24 protein-coding genes and 1 pseudogene are annotated in these 24,922 nt (G+C 65.5%); 24 read left to right on the forward strand and 1 reads right to left on the reverse strand.

What is annotated here, in order from left to right; all coding sequences use genetic code 11:
• The first annotated feature begins 118 nt into the window (after positions 1–118).
• From AC5LUJ_RS04535 to AC5LUJ_RS04640, 22 genes and pseudogenes are all read left to right on the forward strand, one after another.
• On the forward strand, positions 119–1,099 hold the full coding sequence (locus tag AC5LUJ_RS04535) for a DUF7064 domain-containing protein (RefSeq protein ID WP_250284084.1): 981 nt from the start codon (positions 119–121) through the stop codon (positions 1,097–1,099).
• A complete protein-coding gene (locus tag AC5LUJ_RS04540; protein ID WP_250284082.1) occupies positions 1,096–2,334 on the forward strand; it encodes a CaiB/BaiF CoA transferase family protein in 1,239 nt (412 codons plus the stop codon). The genes AC5LUJ_RS04535 and AC5LUJ_RS04540 overlap by 4 nt, the downstream gene beginning before the upstream one ends.
• 13 nt (positions 2,335–2,347) lie before the next feature.
• Complete coding sequence (locus AC5LUJ_RS04545; RefSeq protein WP_250284080.1) at positions 2,348–3,496, forward strand: acyl-CoA dehydrogenase family protein; 1,149 nt, start codon at positions 2,348–2,350, stop codon at positions 3,494–3,496.
• Between the two features lie 16 nt (positions 3,497–3,512).
• Entirely contained in the window at positions 3,513–4,454 is a 942-nt protein-coding gene (locus AC5LUJ_RS04550) for a hydroxymethylglutaryl-CoA lyase (RefSeq protein ID WP_250284087.1), read from the forward strand.
• Complete coding sequence (locus tag AC5LUJ_RS04555; protein ID WP_250284078.1) at positions 4,451–5,725, forward strand: acyl-CoA dehydrogenase family protein; 1,275 nt, start codon at positions 4,451–4,453, stop codon at positions 5,723–5,725. Before AC5LUJ_RS04550 ends, AC5LUJ_RS04555 begins: the two co-directional genes overlap by 4 nt.
• Positions 5,722–6,210, forward strand: coding sequence for an FAS1-like dehydratase domain-containing protein (locus AC5LUJ_RS04560; protein WP_250284076.1), 489 nt, complete (start codon positions 5,722–5,724; stop codon positions 6,208–6,210). The genes AC5LUJ_RS04555 and AC5LUJ_RS04560 overlap by 4 nt, the downstream gene beginning before the upstream one ends.
• A 4-nt stretch (positions 6,211–6,214) precedes the next feature.
• Positions 6,215–6,646, forward strand: a complete 432-nt coding sequence (locus AC5LUJ_RS04565; RefSeq protein ID WP_250284074.1) for a MaoC family dehydratase — start codon at positions 6,215–6,217, stop codon at positions 6,644–6,646.
• Positions 6,643–7,389: an SDR family NAD(P)-dependent oxidoreductase gene (locus tag AC5LUJ_RS04570; RefSeq protein WP_493464511.1), complete on the forward strand. Its 747-nt coding sequence runs from the start codon at positions 6,643–6,645 to the stop codon at positions 7,387–7,389. Before AC5LUJ_RS04565 ends, AC5LUJ_RS04570 begins: the two co-directional genes overlap by 4 nt.
• Before the next feature lie 943 nt (positions 7,390–8,332).
• A complete protein-coding gene (locus AC5LUJ_RS04575; protein ID WP_052914299.1) occupies positions 8,333–9,106 on the forward strand; it encodes an MlaE family ABC transporter permease in 774 nt (257 codons plus the stop codon).
• Positions 9,106–9,948, forward strand: coding sequence for an MlaE family ABC transporter permease (locus tag AC5LUJ_RS04580; RefSeq protein ID WP_250284069.1), 843 nt, complete (start codon positions 9,106–9,108; stop codon positions 9,946–9,948). The genes AC5LUJ_RS04575 and AC5LUJ_RS04580 overlap by 1 nt, the downstream gene beginning before the upstream one ends.
• Before the next feature lie 4 nt (positions 9,949–9,952).
• Positions 9,953–11,185, forward strand: coding sequence for an MCE family protein (locus AC5LUJ_RS04585; RefSeq protein ID WP_493464512.1), 1,233 nt, complete (start codon positions 9,953–9,955; stop codon positions 11,183–11,185).
• Complete coding sequence (locus AC5LUJ_RS04590; protein WP_493464513.1) at positions 11,182–12,297, forward strand: MCE family protein; 1,116 nt, start codon at positions 11,182–11,184, stop codon at positions 12,295–12,297. Before AC5LUJ_RS04585 ends, AC5LUJ_RS04590 begins: the two co-directional genes overlap by 4 nt.
• Positions 12,294–13,358: an MCE family protein gene (locus AC5LUJ_RS04595; protein WP_493464514.1), complete on the forward strand. Its 1,065-nt coding sequence runs from the start codon at positions 12,294–12,296 to the stop codon at positions 13,356–13,358. Before AC5LUJ_RS04590 ends, AC5LUJ_RS04595 begins: the two co-directional genes overlap by 4 nt.
• Before the next feature lie 2 nt (positions 13,359–13,360).
• Positions 13,361–14,617, forward strand: a complete 1,257-nt coding sequence (locus AC5LUJ_RS04600; RefSeq protein WP_250289422.1) for an MCE family protein — start codon at positions 13,361–13,363, stop codon at positions 14,615–14,617.
• Positions 14,617–15,906 carry an MCE family protein gene (locus AC5LUJ_RS04605; protein WP_250289425.1) on the forward strand — a complete coding sequence of 430 codons (1,290 nt, stop codon included), beginning with the start codon at positions 14,617–14,619 and terminating at the stop codon, positions 15,904–15,906. Before AC5LUJ_RS04600 ends, AC5LUJ_RS04605 begins: the two co-directional genes overlap by 1 nt.
• The gene (locus AC5LUJ_RS04610) at positions 15,903–17,249 is read left to right on the forward strand and encodes an MCE family protein (RefSeq protein ID WP_250284055.1); all 1,347 of its coding nucleotides are present in this window, start codon (positions 15,903–15,905) and stop codon (positions 17,247–17,249) included. Before AC5LUJ_RS04605 ends, AC5LUJ_RS04610 begins: the two co-directional genes overlap by 4 nt.
• The gene (locus AC5LUJ_RS04615; RefSeq protein ID WP_493464515.1) at positions 17,213–18,004 is read left to right on the forward strand and encodes an Rv1363c family protein; all 792 of its coding nucleotides are present in this window, start codon (positions 17,213–17,215) and stop codon (positions 18,002–18,004) included. Before AC5LUJ_RS04610 ends, AC5LUJ_RS04615 begins: the two co-directional genes overlap by 37 nt.
• Positions 18,005–18,030: 26 nt before the next feature.
• Positions 18,031–18,558 (forward strand): Rv1363c family protein, encoded by a 528-nt coding sequence (locus tag AC5LUJ_RS04620; RefSeq protein WP_250284051.1) that lies wholly within the window; start codon positions 18,031–18,033, stop codon positions 18,556–18,558.
• A 41-nt stretch (positions 18,559–18,599) separates the two neighbouring features.
• Positions 18,600–19,658 (forward strand): ABC transporter ATP-binding protein, encoded by a 1,059-nt coding sequence (locus AC5LUJ_RS04625; RefSeq protein ID WP_445548167.1) that lies wholly within the window; start codon positions 18,600–18,602, stop codon positions 19,656–19,658.
• A 44-nt stretch (positions 19,659–19,702) separates the two neighbouring features.
• On the forward strand, positions 19,703–20,176 hold the full coding sequence (locus AC5LUJ_RS04630; RefSeq protein WP_047221742.1) for a DoxX family protein: 474 nt from the start codon (positions 19,703–19,705) through the stop codon (positions 20,174–20,176).
• A 38-nt stretch (positions 20,177–20,214) separates the two neighbouring features.
• Positions 20,215–21,795, forward strand: a complete 1,581-nt coding sequence (locus AC5LUJ_RS04635) for an AMP-binding protein (protein ID WP_445548168.1) — start codon at positions 20,215–20,217, stop codon at positions 21,793–21,795.
• Positions 21,796–21,802: 7 nt separating this feature from the next.
• Positions 21,803–22,042: pseudogene (locus AC5LUJ_RS04640) on the forward strand (integrase core domain-containing protein); the annotation flags it as partial.
• Between the two features lie 142 nt (positions 22,043–22,184).
• Here AC5LUJ_RS04640 and AC5LUJ_RS04645 read toward each other — a convergent pair.
• Positions 22,185–23,306 (reverse strand): acyl-CoA dehydrogenase family protein, encoded by a 1,122-nt coding sequence (locus AC5LUJ_RS04645; protein WP_131790733.1) that lies wholly within the window; start codon positions 23,304–23,306, stop codon positions 22,185–22,187.
• 382 nt (positions 23,307–23,688) lie between these two features.
• Here AC5LUJ_RS04645 and AC5LUJ_RS04650 point away from each other — a divergent pair, with 382 nt between their 5' ends.
• Entirely contained in the window at positions 23,689–24,135 is a 447-nt protein-coding gene (locus AC5LUJ_RS04650; protein WP_250287488.1) for a nuclear transport factor 2 family protein, read from the forward strand.
• Positions 24,132–24,922, forward strand: a 791-nt coding sequence (locus tag AC5LUJ_RS04655) for a cytochrome P450 family protein (RefSeq protein WP_493464516.1), incomplete at its 3' end; no start/stop codon positions are given. The genes AC5LUJ_RS04650 and AC5LUJ_RS04655, both read left to right, overlap by 4 nt.

Consider the following 24,922-nt stretch of genomic DNA (forward strand, 5'->3'; position numbering starts at 1 on the left):
CGGCACCACCTGCCATGGGTCCGTCATGCGGTCGGAGCTTGCACTCCTAAACAAAATCTGCGTTCATTTAGACAGCAGCGGCACCGGGCCGAGGCGTTGACTACAGCCAGGAGGGTTCATGGTCGACTTCGTGCGTCCCGAGGACGACTACTTCCACAAGGGCTCGATGACGGACAGCCCCTTCTGGAACGAGAGCGCCTGGTTCCCGTTCTATGTCGCGGAGCGGAACCTCTCGGGCTTCGTCTACATGAACCACCGGCCGAACATGAACTTCTCCATGACGGGTGCGGCCCTCTGGGACCCGTCGGGCGAACAGATGTACGACTGCCTCTACCACGACTGGTTGGAGTTTGCGCCGCTCGACATCCGCAAGGACGGGACGGAGATGTTCGACTACAGCACGCCGAACGGGCTCACGCTGAAGTGCGTCGAGCCCCAGAAGACCTTCCTGATGCAGTACGACCGCGACGGCTGCCAGTTCGACCTGCGCTTCGACGCTACCATGGACGTGGCCAACGCGGGCTTCCCGGACGGCTCGCAGGAGTGGGGGCCGCACCACTATGAGCAGGGCGGCCGGGTCAGCGGGAAGGTATGGATCAACGGCGAGGAGATCGACGTCGACTGTGGATCCAACCGCGACCACAGCTGGGGGCCCCGCCTTTACAAGGACAACCCGCGTGGTGACTTTCCGTGGTTCAACGACGGGAAGGGCTTCGCTTTCCAGATGTACAACATAGGCACCGAGCCGCTGGCGACGGACCCGATCATAGGCACGATCGAGCCGGCGATCACCGGATGGATCCAGAAGGACGACAAGGTCAGCCATGTCGTCTCCGGCACCCGGCAGGTCCTCGAACGGCGCCCCGACGGAGTGCCGTGGAAGCTGGCCATCGAGGGCACCGACGGCATGGGGCGCACCATCCGCGCGGAGGGCGAGTGTAAGAACGTCCTCAAGTGGGTGCCCTGGGCCCGCTACCTGCAGTACTGGTCGCTCTGCGAGTGGACGCTCGACGACGGGAGCAAGCAGTACGGCGAGGCGATCGAGTGGTTCCCCGGAATCCAGGCGCGTCGCTTCCTGCGGGGGTTGGGCCAGTCATGATCGAATTGCTGCAGGGTGTGCGCGTCATCGAGTGCGCGATGCTGCCGACCGGTGACCAGACCAGTCGCCTGCTCGGGGATCTCGGGGCCGATGTGATCAAGGTGGAGCGCCCGGGTTACGGTGACTACCTGCGCGAGCTTGGTGATCGGATCACGCCGCAGAACAGCGTGTTCCATCTGCTCTGTAACCGCAACAAGCGCAGCGTCACGATCGACCTGCGGCAGGACGAGGGGCGCGACCTGTTCTTCAGCCTGCTGAAGACAGCGGACGTCTTTGTGGATGGCTTCGCCGGCGATGCGTGTGAGGCTCTCGGAATCGGCTACGAGGCGCAGCGCGCGGCCAAGCCGAACATCGTGTACTGCCAGGCAAGCGGCTTCGGGGCCCGCGGAGCGTACAGCCAGATCCCTGTACACGGCTACATGATGGGAGCAGTGGCCGGCCAGGAGCAGTACAAGGTCGACGAGCGGGGCGTGGTGCACCAAGTCCTCAACCCCGAGGGGCTGTACTTCTCCGGATCGATCGACGGGCCGCTGTCCACCGCACTGTACGCCGCCCTCACGACGATCGCGGCGTTGCGGCGCCGAGACCAGACAGGCGAAGGTGCCCGCATCGACGCGGCGGGCGCGGACGCGGTGCTGGCCAACCAGGCTCTGGACGCTGTGATGGCGTGGAACTCGACACGCATTACGGATCGACGCAACCCGCCTCCGCCGGTAGGCATGGACCCGCACAAGCGACCCAAGTACACCTGGTACGCGACCAAGGATGACCGGATCGTGCTCCTCGCCGCCATCGAGCACAAGTTCTGGGACAACTTCTGCAGAGCCGTCGGCCGGGAAGACCTGCTCGACGTCAAGAACACGTCGTTCGCCGTCGACTTCGCCGACGGCGGCAAGGCTGATCTGCTGGACGAGCTTGTCCCCGTGTTCAAGGAGCGCACGCTCGCCGAGTGGATGGACATCGCGCGCGCACACGACATCCCCCTGTGCCCGGCGAACTCCAAGCAGGACACGCTCGACGACCCGCACCTGCGTGCCCGCGAGATCGTGCACGAGACGACGCACCCGGTCGCGGGCCCCTACACGGGCACGGGATGGCCGGCTCCGGTCTCGGGGCAGCCGTTCGACGTGGCCCGTCATGCCCCAGCGTTGGGTGAGCAGACCGACGAGATCCTGGCCGAGTTGGGTCTCACGGCCGAACGGATCGCACGCCTGCGCGAACGACGCGTGGTTTGAGGAGTATCCCGACATGAAGCGGAATGTCTTCCAGACGGAGCACAATCTGTTCCGCGACAGCTTCCGGCGTTTCCTCGAGAAGGAGGTCGTACCTCACCACCTGGAGTGGGAGCACGCCGGCATCGTGCCGCGCGAACTCTTCCTGGCCGCAGGGGCGAACGGCTTCCTCGGTCTTGATGTCCCTGAGCGTTTCGGCGGGGGAGGGGTGACGGACTTCCGCTACAACGTCGTCATGCACGAGGAGGTGCAGGCCGCGGGCGTCAACGCGTCAGGGCTGGGGCTCTCCCTGCACAACGACACAGCTGTGCCTTACCTGCTTCAACTGGCCAACGACGAACAGGCCGAGCGCTGGTTTCCGAGGCTGGTCACGGGCGAGTTGATCACAGCGATCGCCATGACGGAGCCAGGAACCGGCTCGGACCTGGGCGCGGTGCGCACGTCGGCCGTGCGAGACGGCGACGACTACGTTGTCAACGGCTCGAAGACGTTCATCACCAACGGCATCAACGCCGACCTCGTCATTGTCGTCGTGAAGACCGATGTCACCGCTGGCGCGCGCGGCCTGAGCCTGCTGGTTGTGGAGCGCGACACCCCGGGCTTCGCGCGCGGGAAGAACCTGGACAAGATAGGCATGCACGCCCAGGACACCGCAGAGCTGTTCTTCGCCGAGGCGCGCGTCCCTGTCGCGAACCTGCTTGGCCAAGAGGGAAAGGGCTTCGGCTACCTCAGCAGGAACCTCCCTCAGGAACGCCTGGCCATTGCCGCGATCAGCGTGGCCGCGGCACAGGCGGCGCTCAGATGGACACTCGAGTACGCGCGCCAGCGCTCGGCTTTCGGGCAGCCCATCGGCTCCTTCCAGCACAGCCGCTTCACCCTCGCCGAAGCGGCGACCGAGGTGAGTGTGGCGCAGGCCTACGTCGATCGGTGTCTCGAGGCACACATCGCTGGTGAGCTCACGGCCGAGGAGGCGGCCATGGCGAAGTGGTGGTGCTCCGATATGCAGAACCGTGTCGTCGACCACTGCCTCCAGTTGCACGGTGGCTACGGCTATATGACCGAGTACCCCATTGCGCGAGCGTTTGTCGACGCGCGTGTCCAGAAGATCTACGGTGGTACCAACGAGATCATGAAGGAAATCATCGGCCGCTCTCTCGGGCTGTAAGGAGCACGCTGTGGTCATGATCGCGCCGCAGGTTGTCGCCCGCGACAACCTTCCGCAGCGTGTCCGTGTCTATGAGGTGGGCGCGCGTGACGGTCTTCAGAACGAGAAACAGGTCATCTCCACGGTGGTGAAGGCCGAGTTCGTCGAGCGGCTCGTAGCTGCCGGCCTGCGGACCGTGGAAGCGACGAGCTTCGTGCACCCGAAGTGGGTGCCACAGCTGGCGGATGCTGAGGACCTCATCGACCGCCTACAGCCGGTGGACGGGGTGCGCTATGTGGTCCTCGTGCCGAACGCCAAGGGCCTGCAGCGGGCCCTCGACCGAGGTGTGCGAGATATCGCGATCTTCGCTTCGGCCACCGAGACGTTCTCACGGCGCAATCTCAACCGCAGCGTCGCTGAGTCGATTGAGATGTTCACGCCGGTTGTGGAGCAGGCACGCGCAGCTGGAGCCGGTGTGCGCGCATATGTCTCCATGGTCTGTGGCGACCCGTGGGAAGGGAAGGTGCCTGTGACGCAGGTCGTCGACGTGGCGACGCGCCTTGTGGCGCTGGGCTGTACGGAACTCTGCCTTGGCGACACGATCGGGGTGGGGACCCCCGGCCACGTGCGCGCCCTCGTGCGCGCCCTCATCGCCGCGGGGATCGAACGGGACCAGCTCGGTGTGCATTTCCACGACACCTACGGACAGGCGCTTGCCAACGTCCTGGCAGCGCTCCAGGAGGGCGTCACGACGGTCGACAGCTCCGCGGGTGGCCTGGGTGGCTGTCCCTACGCCGAGAGCGCGACGGGCAACCTCGCCACCGAGGACCTGCTCTGGCAGCTGCACGGGCTCGGCATCGAGACTGGCGTCGACCTGCACGCGCTCGTGCGCACCAGCCTCTGGATGGCGGAGGAACTGGGCCGGCCGAGCCCGTCGCGCACTGTACAGGCCCTCGCAACCAGTGTCGGGGCAGCATGAGCACAGCAGATCTCCAGATACCGCCGGGTACGCCGCCTGCGCAGCTGCGTGAGCTGCTGCGCGGCTGGATTGCGGCCAACGCGCCCCAGGGTCTCTCCGACATCCTGGACTGGCGGGCCCGCGTCGACCTGCCGGGCTCGGTGATGCGGGCTGTCAGTGAGGAGCAGCACGCTCAGGCTCAGCGGCACCCGCTCTTCCGAGAGTGGGAAGAACGCTGTCTCCAGGCGCGTCTGGTCTGCCCGGCCTGGCCGGAGGAGTACGGTGGCCGCGGCTGGGAGGCGCCGGAGATGACGGTGCTCGACGAGGAGTTCTTCCGCGCTGGCCTGCCGCGCGTCGACCGAGTGCAAGGCGAGTCGATGGTCGGACCGTCGATCATCCTGCACGGCACCGACGACCAGAAACGGCGTCTGCTGCCTTCGATCCTGTCGGGCGAGCACCGTTACTGTCAGGGTTTCTCCGAGCCCGGTGCAGGGTCTGACCTGGCCTCGGCCCGGACCCGCGGCGTGATCGAGGGTGATGAGGTCGTCATCACCGGCCAGAAGGTCTGGACCAGTCGTTTCGCCACGGCAAATATGATTTTTGTTCTCTGCCGGACCAACACCGACGCGCCCAAGCACAGAGGCCTCTCCTACGTCATCGTCCCCTTCACACCGGGGGAGAACGGCATCGACGCCCGCCCCATCCGTCAGATGACCGGTGCGGAGGAGTTTGCCGAGGTCTTCTTCGACGGGACGCGCGCACGGCTGGACAACGTCATCGGGGGCCTGGGTGAGGGCTGGCGGGTCGTGCAGTCGACGCTGGCCTTCGAGCGCGCTGCCGCAGGGCGCGCAACGACCATGCTGGTGCAGTCGCGCGAACGAGAGCTGGCCGCGCTCGTCGAACTCGCGCGCGCCAGGGGCCGGGATCGCGACCCGGTGGTGCGCCAGCAGTTGGCCTGGGCACATACCCAGGTTCGGCTGCTGCGCGCATCGTGGGAGCGCACCGTCTCCGAGGTTGCCGCTGGACGGGAACCGGGTCCGCAGCTGTCCACGTGGAAGCTGTTCTGGAGCGAGTACCACCTCAAACTCGGGGCCTTGGCGCTGGATATCGCGGGAACCGACGCGCTACTCCGTCCAGAAGGACCTGGCCACCCGGTCGACCCCTGGCAGGACGCCTTCCTCGTGGCCCACTCTGGCACCGTCTACGCCGGGACCAGTGAGGTGCAGCGCAACATCCTCGGTGAGGGTGTCCTGAGGCTGCCTCGCGAGCCCAGGCAGGCAGGTGCCCGGTGAGCTTCTCGTTCCCGGTCGAAGCAGGCGCGGTGCTCATGTTCGCCCGCGCTCTGGGGGATCTTGACCCCCGTTGGTACGACGAGGAGTCCCCTGCCGCGCAGGCGCACGGCGGCGTGCTGGCCCCACCCACCTTCGTGGCGAGCGTGGCGCACTTCGACCCCGACTGGCCGTACCGTCCGCGCCCTGGCGTGCCCTGGCACGGGTCCGGTCGCGGTCCGGGCTTCCCGCCGCCGGCCAGCGGCAGCGGCAGCGGCAGCGGCACCAGCCTTCATGCGGAGCAGCACTATGAGTACCACCGCCCGATCCGGCCCGGGGACGTGCTCACGGTGGACCGGGAGCCCGGCAAGCGCTGGGAGAAGCAGAGCGCACGCGCCGGGACGCTTCGCTTCGAAGAGGAGATCACCCGGTTCACCAACCAGCGCGGTGAGCTCGTCGTCACAGCAATCCGTGTGCGGGTGGTCACCGAGCGACCGGTGGAAGGGTGACAAGGTGAGACTCGAACAGCTCACGGAGGGCGACAGCCACTCCCAGGTGGTCGTGCACGATCTGACGCGCACCCAGCTCGTCATGTATGCCGGCGCATCCGGTGACTTCAACCCGCTGCACACAGACGAGGTCTACGCCACACAGGTCGCCGGATACGACAAGGTCATAGTGCACGGCCAGCTCACGATGGGGCTGACCGCCAAGATGGTGGCCGGCTGGATTGACGAGGCGGATCTCAGCGCCTTCGGGGTCCGCTTCAAGAACCAGGTCTGGCCGGGAGACACCCTGACGGTCTCAGCCACGGTGACGTCAGTGACGAAGGGCCCCTATGGCCCAGAAGCTGAACTCGCACTCTCGACCACCAACCAGGACGGCGTGGAGGTCGTGAGCGGGTACGCGCGGCTGCGCGAGGCATGGACTGCGGAGGCGCGATGAGCGATCAGCCACAGGCACTCGTCGCGGGAGGCAGCGGCGGTATCGGCGCCGCTGCCTGCGAAGCCCTCGCACGTGAAGGCTTCGATGTCGCATTGACATACCGCAGCAATGCGGACGCGGCTGAGGCGGCGGCCAAGGCCGTGCGAGCGCTGGGTCGCAACGCCACGGCGCACCCTGTGGACCTCACCGAGGCAGCGGACGTCGAGGCGCTCGTGGACTCGTTCGCCCGGCTGGACACCGTCGTGTACGCCGCAGGCCCACAGATTCCCATGCGTTACGTCGGGAGCATCGACCAGGGGCTGTTCGCTGAGCAGCTGTTGCGCGATGCCGCGGCCTGCTTCAACTTGCTGCGGCCTGCAATCGCGCCGCTGCGCGCAACGAGAGGATCCGTGGTCTGCCTCGTCACGACGGTCCTCCGTCGGTGGGCTGCCCGGGACCTGCTCTCGGCGGCGCCGAAGGGCGCCGTCGAGCAGATAGCCCGTGCCATCGCGGCCGAGGAGGGCAAGAACGGTGTGCGCGCGAACTGCGTCGGGGTCGGCACGATCGAGGCCGGGATCTGGGAGGACCTGCTGAGCACGGGTGACTACGACGAGCGCGCGCTGAAGGCCGCCCAGCGAGCGATCGCGCTCCGCCGTTTCGGTGCGGCGGACGAGGTCGCAGAGGTGGTGGCGTTCCTTGCCTCGCCCCGCTCGTCGTACGTGACAGGACAGACGCTCAACGTCGACGGTGGGTACTCCACATAATATTCGACTCAGATTTAGGGCGAGGCGGATCAGCCCGGGCGTTTGGGGTGTGCTGATTGGCAAGATGTCGTCTGTGTCGTGTTGACGCGAGTGACGATGCCGAAGTCGGGTGCGAGAGCATGCCTGCCGGCGTGCGGGGCCTCGTAGTTGCGGTCGACACGGGCCCAGCGTCGATCCGCGGGCTGCGGACACTGGCACGGATGGGGCCGATGACCTGGTCTCGCAGGGCCGGGAGTGCGGCGATGTCGATGGCCGGGACCTGGTGGCTGGGGCCCAGGTGCGTATCCGGTGAGAGAACCGCCCCGCCATCCGCATCAGATGGGTGTTGTCCAGCAGTCGTAGTTGCCAGTCAGCAGATCGCTGTGTCGGGGCTGCGACACAGCATTTATCTACAGAACATAAAATTAACTACAAAAAATCAATATTCTGTCTCCAGGGGACTATTGATGTTGAAAATGATTTCAAGATCTATTTAGAAGGCCTGGGCGTGCGCACGACCGAGCGGTCCGGGTGTTTGACAGTGGCGCGAATCACGCTATGCTGCATCGAAACTAGCAAAATTTCATTAGATTCTTGTTGATCATCGGCTAGCCCCGTGAGGCGTACAGGCGCTCGGCAGATGTCCTCCCTGGTCCCGAGTGCTCATACTGTCGGACGCCCTAGCCGCGGATCCACGACTCGCATCCCGACTGGTCGATCCCCAGCAAGACGAACAACGCCTGATGTCAGGGTCCACCGGTCCGCTGATCTCGCTCTTCGCGACCACCGGGGCTGTAGCTGAAGGGAAATTCTCAGTGCTGAGAGCAACTGTGCCGACCTGCCTGAGCCGGTCCACGGGCCGTCGGTGCGCGCTGCCGGCCGCTTCGGCTTCCGGCAGGCGCGTTCCGGCTGGTGATCGTTTTTGTGCCGGCGTTGCGCCCCAGGCGGTGTGCCCTTTATGGCTATGATCTCGCTTACCAGAATCGCCACACCGATCGGCAACTTCTTCGCGTTCACGCTCGACACGTTCGTCGCCGTTTTCCGGCGGCCGTTCCAATGGCGCGAGTTCATCCAGCAGACCTGGTTCGTCGCCAGTGTCTCACTCGGTCCGGCCATTCTGCTGGGTATCCCGTTCGTCGCGCTGGTCACCTTCCAGTTCAACCTGATCCTGTCGGAGCTTGGCGCGATCGACCTGAGCGGTTCCGGATCGGGCCTCGCCACGATCACCCAGATCGGCCCGGTTGCGACGACGTTCATCATCGCCGGAGCCAGTTCGACGGCCATCTGCGCGGACATAGGCGCTCGCCGGATCCGTGAAGAACTTGACGCGATGATGGTCCTGGGCATCGATCCCATACAGCGGCTGGTCGTGCCCCGGATGCTCGCGACCGCCCTGTGCGCGTTTCTGCTCAACGGCGTGATGATCCTGATCGGCCTGACTGGTGGGTTCTTTTTCGCGGTCTTCCTCCAGGAAGCCAGTCCAGGGCAGTACGTGGACTCGATGAAGCTTCTGGTCGGGTTCGCGGACCTGGTGCACGGTGAGCTCCGGGCTGTCGCCTTCGGTGTGGTCGGTGCTCTCGTCGGCTGCTATCGCGGCATGACCTGTGCCGGCGGCCCACGCGGTGTGGGCAACGCGGTGAACGAGACTGTGGTCTACACCTTCCTGGCGCTGTTCCCGCTCAACATCCTGTTGACCCAGGTGCCGTACTCATTGGGGATCGTTGGAGGGAACCACTGATGGCTGGAGGATTTCGGCGTGGTCTGGTCCACGTCTTTGGTGCGCCATTGCGGCTGCTGGACGACCTGGGCCGCCAAGCCTCATTCTACGGCCAGGCACTGGCCTGGACGCCAAAGGCGGTCAAGGATTACAAAACTGAGCAGGTCAGACTGATTGCCGAGGTGGGGATGAGCACTGGCGCCCTCGCGGTGATCGGTGGTTCGTCGATCATAACACTTTTCATCACACTGTTCGCCGGTGTCACCGGCGGGGTACAGACCTTCGATGCGTTGAAGAACCTCCAGCTCGAGGCGCTCGGTGGATTCGCCTCTGCCATCATCACCCCGCGGCTGCTGACACCGATCGTTGCCGGTGCCGCGCTTGCCGCGACGGTTGGCAGTGGCTTCACGGCGCAGCTCGGTGCAATGCGAGTCGCCGAGGAGATCGACGCTCTCGAAGTGATGGCTGTGCGTTCGCTGCCCTATCTGGTCACGACTCGACTGGTCGCCGGAATGATCACTATCATTCCGATTTTCGCGATGGCCATGGTCGGTGGATGGATCGGTTGGAAGGTGACCCAGGTCAACTTCTTCGGGCTTTCCGAGGGTACCTTCAACCACTATATGAACACGTTTATGCAGTGGCAGGATGTCATGTTCGCGTTCGCGCAGGCCGTGGGTATAGCGATAGTCATCATTCTGATCCACACCTACTATGGCTACACTGCCTCCGGCGGCCCGGCTGGTGTCGGCCAGGCGGTCGGGCGCGCGGTGCGGACCTCGCTCATCGCGGTCATGACGATTGAGCTGTGCATCGCGATGGCGTTGTACGCGAACTCCGACGCGTTTCGGATCTCGGGGTAGCGCTGTGCAGACATCGATGTTCGGTCGGGTGCGGCTACGGCTTTATGCGTTGATACTCATCGCGGTCGTGAGCGGCTTTGGTGCGCTGTGCATCGCCGCATACCGGCAAGCATTCATCAGCACTGTGGATGTCACGCTGCGCGCCGACCGCACCGGACTGCAGATGTATCGAGGTAATCGGGTGCAGCTGCGCGGTGTCGACGTGGGCCGTGTCGGGTCGATGACACGCACCGAGGACGGCCGAAGTGTGCTGATCACGCTCAAGATGGATCCCGACAAGATGAAGGACATCCCGGCTAACGTTGGAGTCCAGCTCAACCAGCTCACGGCGTTCGGTGCGAAGTCGGTCGAGCTGACCTATCCCGAGCATCCCACCACGCGCACCCTCCAGGCTGGTGACCAGGTCGGCGGGGACCGGGTGGCCGTCGAGGTCAACACACTGTTCGATCATCTCCAGCGCATCCTGGACACCGCCTCGCCGGCGAAGGTCAGCGCGGTGTTGGGGAACCTGGCCGGCGCGCTGCAGGGGCGCGGTGACGAGCTCGGGCAGACCGGCGCCGACCTCGCCGCCTATCTGAACAAGTTCAACGAGAACTTGCCGCAGCTGCAGAATGACTTTTCCAGGACGGCTGATGTCGCCAACCTCTATGCCGACATCGCCCCGGACCTGTCACACATCCTCGAGAGCGTAACGGTGACGAGCCGGACGCTGGTCGAGCAGCAGGCTCAGCTCGACTCCTTCCTGTTCCAGGTGAGCAAGACCGGAAACCAGGGCGGTGTCTTCTTCGGGCAGAACGCTGATGCTCTGGTGAGTGTCGTACAGAACGCGTTACCCACGACGGCTTTGTTGAAGCGGTACTCGCCGGAGTTCGCCTGCCTGCTACAGGGCATCGACAAGGCGGACAAGCAGATGATTGCCACGCAGGGGAAGGTGCCCGGCATCACCGGTCTCGTCGCCATCGAGCCGGGAGACGTCACGTACAAGAACCCGCGGAACCTCCCGAACATGTCCGCCGACATCGGCCCGCAGTGCTATGGGTTGCCCAATTACGACGGGCGCGTGGTGCCGGCGGAGGCCACAAAGGACTTCGACAAGGGTGGTGAGGCGAACCCGTATCCCGGTGACAACCGGCTGCGTATGGGAGATCCGCCGCTGGTCGTGCAGTTGTTCGGTCCGTTGGCGGGCGTGCCATTGACGGACCAGGAGAAGGCACGGCTGCAGGGAGGTGCGCGGTGACAGGGGGCAAATCCGCGCTGGCCATTACCGGGCCTCTGATCAAGAGTGCGATCTTCCTCGTCGTGACCCTGTTGGTCCTCGGGTTCATCTCGATTGAGCTCGGCCAGCGCTTCGGACTCGACGACACCCGCCGCTACTCCGGAGTCTTCAGCGACTCCTCCGGCCTCCGGCCCGGCCAGACGGTCCGCATCGCCGGGGTGAGGGTCGGCACGGTGCACGACGTCAAGGTCCAGGACAGCGCACGCTCGGTCGTGGCCTTCGATGTCGACGCCAGTCGGCAGATCCCGCGGAACGCGCGTCTGGCAATCCGCTACCTCAACCTCACCGGTGACCGGTTTCTCGAGATCCAGGAGGGGGACGGGCCATCCGCGCCACTAGCCAAGAATGGCATGATCCCGATCGGGCAGACCGCTCCCGCACTGGACCTCGATGTGCTGCTGGCCGGATTCAACCCACTGTTCGAAGGCCTTGCTCCCGACCAGATCAACAGCCTGTCCACCGAGATCGTGTCGGTGTTCCAGGGGCAGGGCGGGACGATCGACTCATTGCTGAAGCGAGCGGCGTCGCTGACGAACACTCTCGCGGACCGTGACGTGGTGATCGGGCAGTTGGTGGACAACCTCAACATCCTGCTCGGCACGCTCGACCAGCACGGGCCGCAGTTGAAGGTCACTATCGACCGGCTCCAGACGCTGGTCAGCGGCCTGGCGAACGATCGCGGCCGGCTCGGCGACTCGCTCGCCGGCTCGAACCAGCTCGTGACCTCCCTCAGCGATCTGCTGACGAAGGTCCGCGGGCCGCTGCGCGACACCGTCACCCAGCTCGACCGAGCCGCATCGCAGGCGAACGCAGGCGAAGCCGACATCAACGCGGCCCTGAGCATGCTGCCCGGCGCCTACCTGCGCATCGGCCGACTCGGCGCGCGAGGCAGCACCTACGGCCTCTACGTGTGTTCGCTGCGACTGAAACTGACCGGCCCCAACGGCCAACCGTTCTACACCCCCTACATCGGTCCGGCCCCCAACGCGGACCGCTGCAAGTTCGGGACCGCTCCACTGGAAACCCCGGCACAGCGTGAACAGAAGCAGAAGTTGAGCGGTGGTGCGCGATGATGATCAAATTTCGGGAGCGCAACCCGGTAACGATCGCGGTGGTCGGCATCGCGGCGCTGGTTGGTCTGCTGTACGGGTCGTTCCAGTTGGCAGCGTTGCCGATCATCGCCGGCGACAGCTACTCGGCGATGTTCACCGAGGCCGGCGGCCTCCGCGCCGGCGACACGGTGACGATGGCGGGCACGAAGATCGGCAAGGTCACCGATGTCGGACTGAAGGGCAATCAGGTCAAGGTCACGTTCACCGCGAAAGGCGTGATACTGCGTGACCAGTCGACCGCCCAGATCAAGACCGAGACCCTGCTCGGCGAGCGGCGACTCGGGATTGTCTCCACCGGCACCCGGAAGATGTCTCCGGGCGATGCGATCCCGTCCTCGCGTACACAGGCGCCATACAGCCTCACGCAGGGCCTCGAGGATCTGACCCGGCATACAGGCGAGATCAATGTCGATGACGCCGGTCAGGCGCTCGACACGCTCAGCCAGGCCTTCGCGCAGACCTCCGGCGACATCGGCCCGGCCATGGAGGGGATCACGCGTCTGTCTCATACGGTGGCCTCCCGAGACCAGGCGCTGCGGGAGCTGCTCCAGCACGCGCAGCAGGTCACCGGAGTACTGGCGGGCACGTCAAAGCAGCTCACATCGCTCGTACAGGACGGTAATCTCCTGCTGGCCGAGCTCAACGCCCGGCGGAACACCATCCAGCAACTGCTCAACCGGACTGTCCAGCTCACCAACGAAATCGTGGGTTTCACCGGCGAGCAGCGCGACAAGCTGAAGCCAGCACTCGACAAGCTCAACCACACCATCGGGATTCTGCGGAGCAACGAGGGTAACATCATCTCCGCGATCCAGCGGGTCTCGACCTTCATCACGGGTCTCGGCGAAGGCATCGCCTCGGGACCGTTCTTCACCGGTGTCGCCGATGTGGGCGGACTGGGAGTCTTCCCGACGGCACAGTTCATTCCGGGGCTGGCCGTTCCGTCGCCGTTCCCGCAGCAGCCGGCGCCATCCCTGCCTGTTCCACCGCTCGGCCAGGTCATTGGTCAAGGAGTGAACTGATCATGCGACGCTTCATGGGCGCCACCCAGGGTAGGCGTAGGATCGTTTCCCTCCTGGCGGTGCTCGCCATCGCCGCCGGCGCCTTCTCCTTTTTCGTCCTTAACGGGCACAGATCCGGTACCGCCTACTTCGCGAGCGTGAAGAACATCTACCCGAAAGACCGGGTACGGATCCTCGGTGTCGACGTCGGTGAGATCACTGCGATCAGTCCCGAGCCTGGCCGGGTCCGAGTGGATTTCAGCTACGACAGCAAGTACAAGCTCCCGGCGGATGTGCAGGCCGCGATCGTCTCACCAACACTGGTCGCGACCCGCTTCCTGCAGCTGACCCCGGCCTATAACGGCGGGCCTACGTTCCCCGACAGGGGCACCATTCCCCTGGAGCGGACCGCGTCACCGCTGGAGTTCGACGACCTCAAGTCCGAGCTGGAGAAGGTCTCGGCGGCCTTCGGGCCTGCTCCTGACGGCAGTCAGGGCGTGCTGGGCCGATTCCTCGACACAATGGCCAGGAATGCGCAGGACGGCCAGGGCGCGAAGTTCAACGCAATGATCAGGGAAGCTTCGGCGGCGGCGCAAACTCTGGCCTCCGGCAGCGACGATCTGTTCGCGACCGTGCGGAACCTGCAAACCTTCGTCACGGCCCTCGGCGCGGTCGATCAGCAGATCGTCGAGTTCAACAACCAGTTGGGCTCGGTGTCCGAGGTGCTGGACGAGAACAGGAACGCGTTCACTCAGGCGATCACCGGAGTCAACGACGCCGCGGTACAGGTGGACCAGTTCCTCGCGGAGAACGCCCAACCCCTGGAGACCTCGGTCGATCAGCTGGGTCAGCTGACCCGGAGCCTGGCCGGCATGCGTGATGACATCGCCCAGGTGCTGCACGTCGGGCCGAACACGTTGACCAACCTCTGGCAGATCTTCTCGCCACGTAGCGGTGCCTACACCGGCGCTCTCGCCGTGGACAACCTCAACAACCCCGCCGACCTGGTGTGCTCGGCCTACGCGGTCAACCTCACCCAGAACCCGGGCGACGCCGCGGCGGCCTGTGCCAACTACCTGGCCCCGCTGCTGCAGGTCCTGCGCGTCCAGCAGCCGCCCATCGGCGTCAACCCGCTCGTAGTGCCCGGCGGCGGTGGCCCCACCGAACGGCCGGGCGTCGACCCACCGCCGAACGCCACCGCGAACAACCAGGGGCTGTTGCCCGGCCTGGGCCTACCCGGCCTGGGTGGTCTGCTCGTCCCGCCGTCTGGAGGCAGATGATGAGGCGGCTGCTGTGCTGGCCCATCCTTGCCATGGCCGTGGGCCTCGTGCTTACTGGCTGTAATTATCAGGGGCTCAACGACTTCACCCTGCCCGGTTCGGAAGGCTCGCGGCCGGGCTCCTACGAGGTGAAGCTCGAGATGGCCGATGTCGGTGATCTGGTGCCCAACAACCCGGTCCGGCTGAACGACATCAACGTAGGGACGATCAAGTCCATCCAGCTCGACGGATGGCACGCCCTCGTCACGATCAGGCTCAACCCCGACGTGGTGCTGCCGGCGAACGCGACGGCTCGGGTGGGTCAGGCCAGCCTGCTGGGCGCGAAGTACATCGAGCTCGACCGTCCCGCGGAGGGTGAGACCGGCAGGCTCGCGCCGGGTTCGACGCTCGGGCTCGCGCAGACCGGGAAGTACACCGGCACCGAGGACCTCCTGGCCTCGGTGGCGTTGCTGCTCAACGGTGGCGGGCTTGCGAACCTCAAGACGATCACTACGGAGTTGAACCGGGCGCTCGGGGGACGGGAACCGCAGTTCCGTGATCTGCTCACCCAGCTGAACACGTTTGTCACCGGGCTCGACAAGCAAAAGGGCGACATCGTCCGCGCGATCGACGGGCTCGACCGGATGGCCGGCAATCTGGCGTCCTACAACGGGCAGATCCAGTCCGCGCTCGACAACCTGCCCCCCGCACTCGACGTGCTGAACCGGGAGCGGATCAATCTGGTCAACACCCTGCAGTCGCTGTCGAACTTCGGCGACGCCGCACACGACGTGGTCAGCCGGGGCGGTGACGCACTGGCCCAGAACATCGACAACCTGGGGCCTTCGTTGAAAGGGCTCGCCGACGCGGGCCAGTCCCTGACCAATTCCCTGGACATGATCGGGACCGCCCTGTTCCCACTCAAGACGTTCGGCGACGTCATCAAGGGCGACTTCGCCAACTTCTACATGACCCTCGACCTCACCCTGGGCACACTCGACCGCAACTTCCTGACCGGCACGCCGTTCGCGGGCCAGCTGGGCAACATAGAGAAATTGCTCGCGGCCGGGATGGGGGTGGCTGGTCAGGCAGTGAACCCGCTGACGGCGCCGGTCCTGCCGAACGGCGTCCCCGGCGTCACCGGGCCGGCACTCGAAGGCGGCACCAAGCCGGTACCAGCGGATCAACGCGGGGTGGAACCAGCCAGGCCGCCAGCCCAGCCTTCGCCGACGCCGTCCCCGACACAGCAACCGAACAGCGGTCTCGGAGACCTCCTCAATGGGCTCCTGGGCGGGGGAACAGGCCGATGATCACCAGATTCGTGCGTTTCCAGCTTGTGGCGTTCGCGATTCTCACCCTGGCCGCGACACTCATGATCGCATTGGTGTACCTCCGGGTTCCGACGCTCCTGGGCGTCGGCCAGATCCAGGTGACGGCCGACTTCCCGTCGACCGGGGGCCTCTACCCCAACGCGAACGTTACTTACCGCGGCTATACCGTCGGCAAGGTCAAGAAGATCGACCTCGTCCCGACGGGAGTCCGAGCAACGCTGTCCATCGACAAGGACAAGGCCCCGCCGCGCGACAGCCGGGCCGAGGTGCACAGCGTCTCGGCGATCGGCGAGCAGTATGTCGACTTCGTCCCGACCGCGAACCCCGGCCCTCCGATCCGGCACGGAGATCGGATCGACATGCGGCAGACCAGCACTCCGCCCCCGATCGCGTCCGTGCTCGACAGCGTGGACGACCTCGTCACGTCGCTGAACCCACACAGTCTCACCACCGTGCTCGACGAGGCCGCCGCGGCCTTCGACGGACTTGGTCCGGATCTCGGGCGGCTGGCCGACAACACCAGGGCACTGCTGGACGCCGCGGACACCAATTACGAGCCGACCCGGCAGCTGATCCAGAACGCCCCGGCTCTGCTGGACGCCATCCGGCAGAGCGATCCGTCCATCCGGCAATGGGCGGATGACCTGTCGTCATTCACCGGCACGCTCGCGAAGGACGACCCGCAGATCCGGGCGATGCTGGCGAATGTGCCCCCAGCGGCTGGACGGGCAGGCGACCTTCTCCAGCAGCTGAGCCTGACCACGCCAACCCTGCTCAGCAGCAGCGACGTGCTGGCCAAGCTGGCGAAGGCCTACCACGCTCCCATCGAGCAGATCCTCGTCGTGTATCCGCTGCTGACAGTCGAGAACCTCACGACGGCCCCCGAGTACCTCTCGCCCGGGGTCTTCAAGTTCAACCTCGAGACCAACGTCAACCCACCGGTGTGCATGGACGGATGGGTACCGGAGGGCCAGCCGGGCGGTCCGCGTCCGTCGAGCATCATCAGCGATGAAGAGCTGCCTGCGAACTCGTACTGCAAGCTGCCCCAGAACGACCCGCGAGTGACGCGGGGAGCGCGCAACCTGCAGTGCTTCGAGCCGGGTTCTCCACCAGGACGGCGAGCAGGGACGATCCAGGGGTGCCGGGGCGATGGCGAAAAGCCGATTACAGGGAAAGGCGTGTTCGTTCCCGGCGAGACCGGTCTCGGCGGGATCACTGTCCTCGAGGGTCCCCTCACGGTGCTCGGGGTCGTCGGATCACCACCGCCTCAGCAGAGGGAGTTGACATGGCAAGGACTACTGATCGCTCCGGCCGAGCGGTGACGTTGTTGACCCACGACGCGCCGGCGGCCCTGCCGAAACACGGTGCCGAGGAACCCGCCGAAGATACGAGGGAAAGCAATCCCAGGTCCACGACCAGGGACGCGAAGACCGGAGACGAGGTCCGGACACTCGCCGAAGAACAGCCGGACGAGGCATTCGTGGACAATGAGGGTGGCGGCGAGCTCCCGAATCCGGACGGTCCGGTCAGCGATGATCCGGTCTCGGTGACGCCGGCATCCGCGGCCAAAGGATCGCGTCCGCTCAGGCGGGGGCGGGCGTTCCGGATAGCGTTGGTGGCGTTGTCGGTGCTTGTTGTCGTACTTGTGGCCACCACGGTTGTGTTCAGTCTGCGCTGGCAGAACGGCCACGCCGTCGATGCCCGTCGCGCCGATGCCGTGGCCGCCGCTCGTCAGGTGGCGCTGAACCTGACCTCGATCAACTTTGGCACCGCGGACGCGGACGTCAACAGGCTCGTCTCGAGCGCGACCGGTGACTTCCGCAATCTGTTCACCCAGAACCTCGATTCCTACGTCGATATCGTCAAACAGAACCAGGTCGTCACGACCGGCCAGGTTACCGAGGCCGGCGTACAGGACATCAACGCGAGCATCGCACACATTATTCTGGCCGTGCAGTCCACCGTGCGGAACACGGCGGTGCCGAACGGCGAGGTCAGAACCTACCGAATGGCGCTACAGATGGAACATCACGGCGACGGATCCTGGCTGGTCTCACGAGTGGATTTCGTGCCGTGAGGGCCTTACGGAAAGCCTTACGGAAAATGGTGGCGATTGGAGACCCCCGGGCAATCTGGCGAACCGCGCATCGGTATCCGCGAACGGTTCTCATCGGGCTCGGGTCGCTCACGGTCGTACTCGCCGTTGGGCTGGGCATCCTGGTGCTGGCGACCGATCGGCACAACACGGTCGAGCAGGCCAGGGCGGATGGTAGGACGGCCGGCGAGAAGATGGCTGTGACCCTGCTGTCCTACGATTACCGTTCTTCAGTGTCCGATCTTGGAAAACGTGACGATCTGCTGACCGGGCACTTCAGGGACGAGTACTCCGCGCTCATGCGGGACACCGTCATGCCAGCAGCGGTCAAGCAACAGGTGACGACCCAGACGAGCGTCGCGGCGTCCTCGGTCATCTCCGCTGACAGTCCCGACAAGGTGACCATGCTGCTCTTCCTCAACCAGACTACGCAATCGGTGGCGAGCAAGAATCCCGTACTCAACGGTAGCCGGGTCCGGATGGCCCTCCAGCGGGTCAGTGGGCAGTGGCTGGTCGCCGAGCTCACCCCGGTGTGAACGCCGACGCTCACTGTGTAGTGCCACGTATAGGGGGATCGATGACCGGTGTTGAAGTCGAGATCAGGAATCTAAGCAAGTCGTTCGGCAAGGCGAACATCTGGAGTGACGTCACGCTGACCCTGCCCCCGGGCGAGATCAGCGTGCTGCTCGGGCCGTCGGGCACTGGAAAATCGGTGTTACTCAAGTCTATCATTGGTCTATTGAAGCCCGAAAAAGGTAGTATAATCATCCATGGCACCGACTTGATCCGATGCTCCGAGAATCGGCTTTATGAGCTGCGTAAGCTTTTCGGTGTGCTGTTCCAGGACGGTGCGCTGTTCGGTTCCATGGACGTCTACGACAACACCGCGTTTCCGCTGCGGGAGCATACTCGTAAGTCCGAGACAGAAATCCGTAGGATTGTCATGGAGAAACTCGATCTGGTCGGGCTCACAGGCGCGGAGAACAAGCTCCCCGGAGAGATCTCCGGCGGTATGCGCAAGCGCGCCGGTCTGGCCAGAGCGCTCGTGCTCGATCCGGAGATCGTGCTCGTCGACGAGCCGGACTCGGGACTCGACCCGGTTCGTACGGCCTATCTCAACCAGCTCATCGTCGACCTGAACGCTCAGATGGATTCGACGTTCCTGATCGTCACGCATCACCTGGGTACGGCGCGGCAGCTGCCGGACAACATCGGGATGCTGTTCCGCCGTAACCTCGTAATGTTTGGTCCCCGCGAGGTGTTGCTGACTTCGGAGGAACCCGTGGTCCAACAGTTCCTGCAGGGCCGCCGAGCCGGGCCCATCGGAATGTCGGAGGAGAAGGACTCGGCGCAGATGCAAGCTGAGATGGCGCAGCTGCGCGAGCAGGGAGCCGCGGCACGGGACGACATCACGTTCGTCGACCCGCAGTACGAACCAAGTGCCGGCCTACCCGAGCGGCGCGCCGTTCAGCGGCGCAAGGACCGGGTCATGAAAATGATGCATACCCTGCCATGGAAGGCGCAGCAGGCTATTCGTGAGTCCTTGACGGAGGATGATCTCGTTCGTTACGAGATCCCGTGGGATCCAGGTTCCACCGAAGTCATCAAGGTGCACAGGCCGTTTCCGATCCAGTGAATGGCCGTCCGGCCTTCGAAAGAGGCACATCGGTGGGTACAGGGATGACGAGCTTGATCCTGCGTGCGGCAGTCGGCACGACAATGATCGCGCACGGAGTCAAGCATGGCAGGACGATCCAGGGAACCGCGGACTGGTTCCAGATGATCGGGTTCCGCGAGCCGGAGCTGCAGGCACGGCTGTCCGCCGTGGTGGAGGTTGGCGCCGGCGGCGCACTGCTGGTGGGGGCCGGCACACCCCTGGCCGCCTCGGCGGTTGTTGGGACCATGGGGGTGGCCGCCCGTTCCGTGCACGTCCGCAACGGCTTCTTTATTACCGCGGAGGGCTATGAGTACGTGCTCAACCTGGCCGCCGCCGCCGTGGCCCTGAGCACACTCGGCCCGGGCCGGTTCAGTGTGGACCGTCTGTTCAAGCATGCTGACGACCACCCGAGCGTGCGTCGCGGGCTGTTGACCGCGGGGATCGGGCTGGGCGCTGCCGCCGTCCAGTTGGCCGCGTTCTGGCGCCGTCCGGCATGAGGGGTGGTGTCGATGAACAGACGGCGCGGTCAGACGGCATGACGGCGTCGTTGCACCCAGCAGCGTCGGCAGAACAGACGCTTCCCGCCCGCGACCGCGTGGTAACCCGAGCTGTTCTGGAACGACACGCTGCCGAACGGCCCGATGCGCTCTGCGTGCTCGGCCCTGATGGCGAGCGATGGACCTGGGCGCAGGCTCTTGACGAAGCCTATCGGTCGGCGACGGCACTGGCGGCACGTGGAGTCGGCCGCGGTGATCACGTTCTGCTCTTTCTGCCGAACGGGCTCGACTGGCTGCGCGCCTGGTGGGGGACCAGCGCCTTGGGCGCGGTGATGGTGACCGTGAACGTCGCCTACCGCGGGGAGAGTCTCCGGCATGTCTGTGCCGAGTCGGGCGCTTCGGTGATCGTCACCGACGGTGTCCTCGGTGAGCGGCTGGCCGGGCTCGGGCTCGACATCGTCCCGGTGTCCCCTGCTGAGCTGCGCGCCGGGACCGTCACGGAACCCGTGCTCGACCCGCCCCTCGAACCCTGGGACGTGCACGCCGTGAACTTCACCTCCGGCACGACCGGTCCGGCCAAAGGCGTCCTGACCCCGTATCTCGCCACGTACATGGGCGGGGTCAACGCCATGGGTGAGGCCGGTGGTCTGAGCGCCACCGATCGCTGGCTGGTCGACACTCCGCTGTTCCACGTGAGCGGACAGATGACCGCGCTGGTCTGCCTTTCCGCAGGGGCGAGTATGGCGGTGCGGGAGCAGTTCGCCGGTTCCCGCTACTGGGATGTCGTCGCGGAGACCGAGGCCACCCATGCGTTGCTCGTCGGCACCATGGCGGCGTTCCTGCTGTCTCGGGAACCGAGCGCGGCCGAGCGAGCGCACCGGCTGCGGGTAGCCGTACTGGCCCCGATGGTCGCCGACCCCGTCGCGTTCCGCGCACGGTTCGGTGTGGCACAGCTGTGCTCCGTCTACGGTCAGACAGAGATCAGTTCACCGCTGCTGGTGCTGCCCGGGGCCGAGATCGTGCCGGGCAGTGTCGGGCGGCCACGGCCCGGCGTTGAGCTGCGTATCGTCGATGAACATGATCTGCCGGTGGCCATCGGTGAGATAGGCGAACTGGTGGTCCGCACGGACCGGCCATGGGAGATGAACGTCGGTTACTTCCGGAGGCCCGAGGCCACGGTGGCGGCTTGGCGCAACGGCTGGTTCCACACCGGCGATGCGTTCCGATGCGATCAGGAAGGCAACTACTTCTACGTCGACCGCATGCGCGACACCCTGCGGCGGCGGGGCGAGAACATCTCCAGCTTCCAGGTGGAGGCCGAGGTGATGGCGCACCCGGATGTCCTTGAGGTCGCGTGCGTCGGCGTGCCGGCGGAGTTCGGCGAGCACGAGGTCAAGGTCTTCGTCGTCCCCGTCGAAGGCCGCGTCGTCGATCCAGCTGACTTGATTGGCTTCCTTGTTCCGCGGCTGCCGCGGTTCATGATCCCGAGGTTCGTCGAAGTGGTTGCCGAGCTGCCGAAGACCCAGACACTGCGGGTGCGGAAGTTCGAGCTGCGTGACAGACCGAACACGGAGGCGACGTGGGATCGCCAGGCGGCGGGCGTCGCCCTGCCCCGCTGATCCCACCGTGGAACGGTTCAACCGGATCCTGCTCGAGGAATGGGCCTACGCCCGCGTCCACACCAGCGAGACCGAACGCCGTGCTGCGCTGCCCGGCTGGCTGCACACCTACAATCACCAGCGCTGCCACACCGCGTTCGGAGGTCATCCGTCCGTCAGCCGTATCCCCAGCCTCACGGGACAGAACAACTGGAGCGCCGGTCACGTAACCATACGTGGCTTGGCGAACGGTGACATGCGTCGATGAGTGCCGGCCATCGAGAAGATCGGCGCGACCTTGTCGATGTGTACGCCAATTTGACCGACAAGCGTGCACACCGACAAAGTCGTTTGGATCATGGCTCGTGCGGGTAGTTGCGGACGGGTCCCGTACTACTTGACCGGCGTTCCTAGGCGCCCAGCCCGAGGGCCGCCGCGAGCAGTTCGCGGTGTGCGGACGGGCTTCCGAGAAGGGCTTCGGACCCCTTGGCGCGCTTGAGGAACAGGTGCGCGTCGTGCTCCCAGGTGAAGCCGATGCCTCCGTGTACCTGCACGTTGGTCGACGCGGCACGGGCGAAAACCTCAGAGCAGTGCGCTCGAGCCAGGCTCGAGACTTCACCGAGATCCTCGCCGGCCACCCATGAGGTGAGTGCCAGGAGCACCGCGGAGCGGGCGGTCTCGACATCGAGGAGGGTGTCCGCGAGCCGGTGCTTCACCGCCTGGAAGCTCCCGATGGCGCGCCCGAACTGCTCTCGCGTCCCAGCGTACGCGACGGCCATGTCGAGGCACCGTTGCGCACCGCCAAGCTGTTCCGCGGCGAGCAGGACGGCAGCCTGTTGCAACGCACGGCGCAGCACCGGTCCGGCCTTGTCCTCCTCGCCGACCAGGCGCCCAGGGGCGTCCTTCAACTCGATGGCGGCCAGGGCGCGTGTCGCGTCGAGAGTAGGCAGCCTGCGACGCTGGACCTCGTCGTCGTCAGCGCTGATGACGAACAGCGACAGGGCAGACGGGTCATCGGGCCGTGCTGCGGTCACCACGATCAGATCCGCGGTCGCGCCGTCGACGACCAGCGTCTTGGTGCCGCTCACCCGGGCGCGTTCACCGTCGGGACGCCACGTGGTCGTTGCTGTGGCGCCGTCCCAGTTCCCATCCGGCTCAGCGTGCGCAAGGGCTGCCGTCTGCTCACCACTAGCCAGCTGGGGGAGGATGTCATCCAACTCGTCCCGCGTCATGGCCAGCAGGAGGGCGCTGGTGGCGAGGCAGACGCTCGAGAAGAACGGGCCGTTGTAGAGACCGGCGCCCAGCTGCTCCAGCACCACCGCGAGCTCGACGGGCCCATACCCCATACCGCCGTGCTCCTCGGGGACGGCGAGCGCGGGGAGTCCGAGCTCCTTGGACATCTGCTGCCAGATCGTCGTGTCGTGGCCGCCGTCGTCGAGGAACTGCCGGAGGTGCGACAGCGGCGCGCGCTCGGCGACGAAGCGCCGCACGAGCTGAGCAAGCTCCTCCTGCTCGGCGGTAAAATTGATCATAGCGTCTCCCTGATGGCGCTGAGAGCGACTCCTGCGAGCCGGACGACGTAGAAGCTGCGGTCCTGACCGGTGAACCAGGCCTTGCTGCGTGCGGGGATCTAATGGGGCTCTGCTGTGCTATAGCCGCTCTTGGTCCCGCACCAGGACGCCGGAGCCAGGTGCCTGTCACCGTCATCGGAGCTTGTGCCAGCGGCAGGCGGGAGCGCAAGGGCGGTCAGCCGAACGCGTGAGGCATGGGTGCGGGCCTCCATGATGACCTCCGGCGATGCGTTGACGTCTAATCGAATTCATAGTAGAAAGTGTTCCTGAAACATACGGCCTTGCCATATATTCCGCAACGGCCAGCGAAGGCGCCCCGAGGAGCGCGGTCTGGAGGAGCGTGATGATGGAAGCCGGCGCGGACGATGTTGAGATCGTCGCTCGTTTCACAAGCTGCCTGGCGGTGGGGGACATCGAGACCTGCCTGTCGCTCGTGGCCGACGACCTGGTCTTCTCCGAGGCGTCGAGTCTGCCCTTTGGCGGTGACTGGGAGGGTAGGGACGGGCTCGTGGGGGTGCTGCGCGCAGTCGGGCGCGACTACCGGGTACGCCTCGACGCTCCGCAGGTGAGCGCGGCGGGAGATCGTGTGCTCGTCCGGGTCAGTGGGACCATCGCCGCGCGGAGTACGGGGCGCGTGATCCCTCTCGATGTCGTGGACCTGTACGACGTGAGGGACGGGCTGATTCGCAGGGTGGACGTCTTCTACAAGGACACGGCCGCGGTCGCGGGACTGCTCGACGGGCCGGCGGCCGCGAGGACAGAGCTGATGACAGGGGGCGTGCCGGCATGAGCGAGCAGGTGCAGGAGACCAGTCGGTGCACCGCCCAGGCGGTGCTCGGCCACGACTACGACCACTACGACCCCGCCTTCGCGCTTGACCCACACCCCAGCTACGCGGTGCTGCGTGAGAAGTGCCCGGTCGCACACACGGAGAACTACGGCGGCTTCTATATTCTCTCGAAGTTCGAGGACATCTCAGAGGTCCTCCACGACGCGGCCACCTTCTCGTCGTGGCCAGCGGACACACCGCCGACGCCCGGGCACAGCCGCGCGCTCATTCCGCTGGAAGTGGATGCGCCGGACCACCGTCGTTATCGGATGGTGGTGGACCCCCTGTTCCGCCCCCATGCCGTCGCCGACGTGGCGCCTGCGGTCAGGCAGTTCGCCCGTGAACTCGTCGATGGCATGGTTGCCAAGCGCGAGTTCGACTTCATGGAGGAGTTCGCCAAGCCGCTGCCCAGCGCGGTGTTCCTGCGGCAGGTGGGCCTCGACTTCTCCGTCGAGCAGCGTGACCAGCTCTGCGACTGGGCGGGAACTATTCTGCACACCACGACGGCAGGGGTGCAGCACGGGGACACGGACGCGCAGACCAAAGCGCGCATCGACGCCGGGAAGGCCCTGCACGACTTCCTGAAAGGGCTGCTGGACGAGCGCATCGAGAAGCCAGGCGACGACATCATCTCGGTCCTCGTCAAGGCCCAGATGCCCGGCGGCCGAACCCTGGAGTACCGAGAGATCCTCAACTTCGCCTACGTGCTCGTGCTGGCTGGCCTCGACACGGTGACGACGGCGCTCGG

Source organism: Protofrankia sp. CiP1_Cm_nod3, from assembly GCF_982290655.1.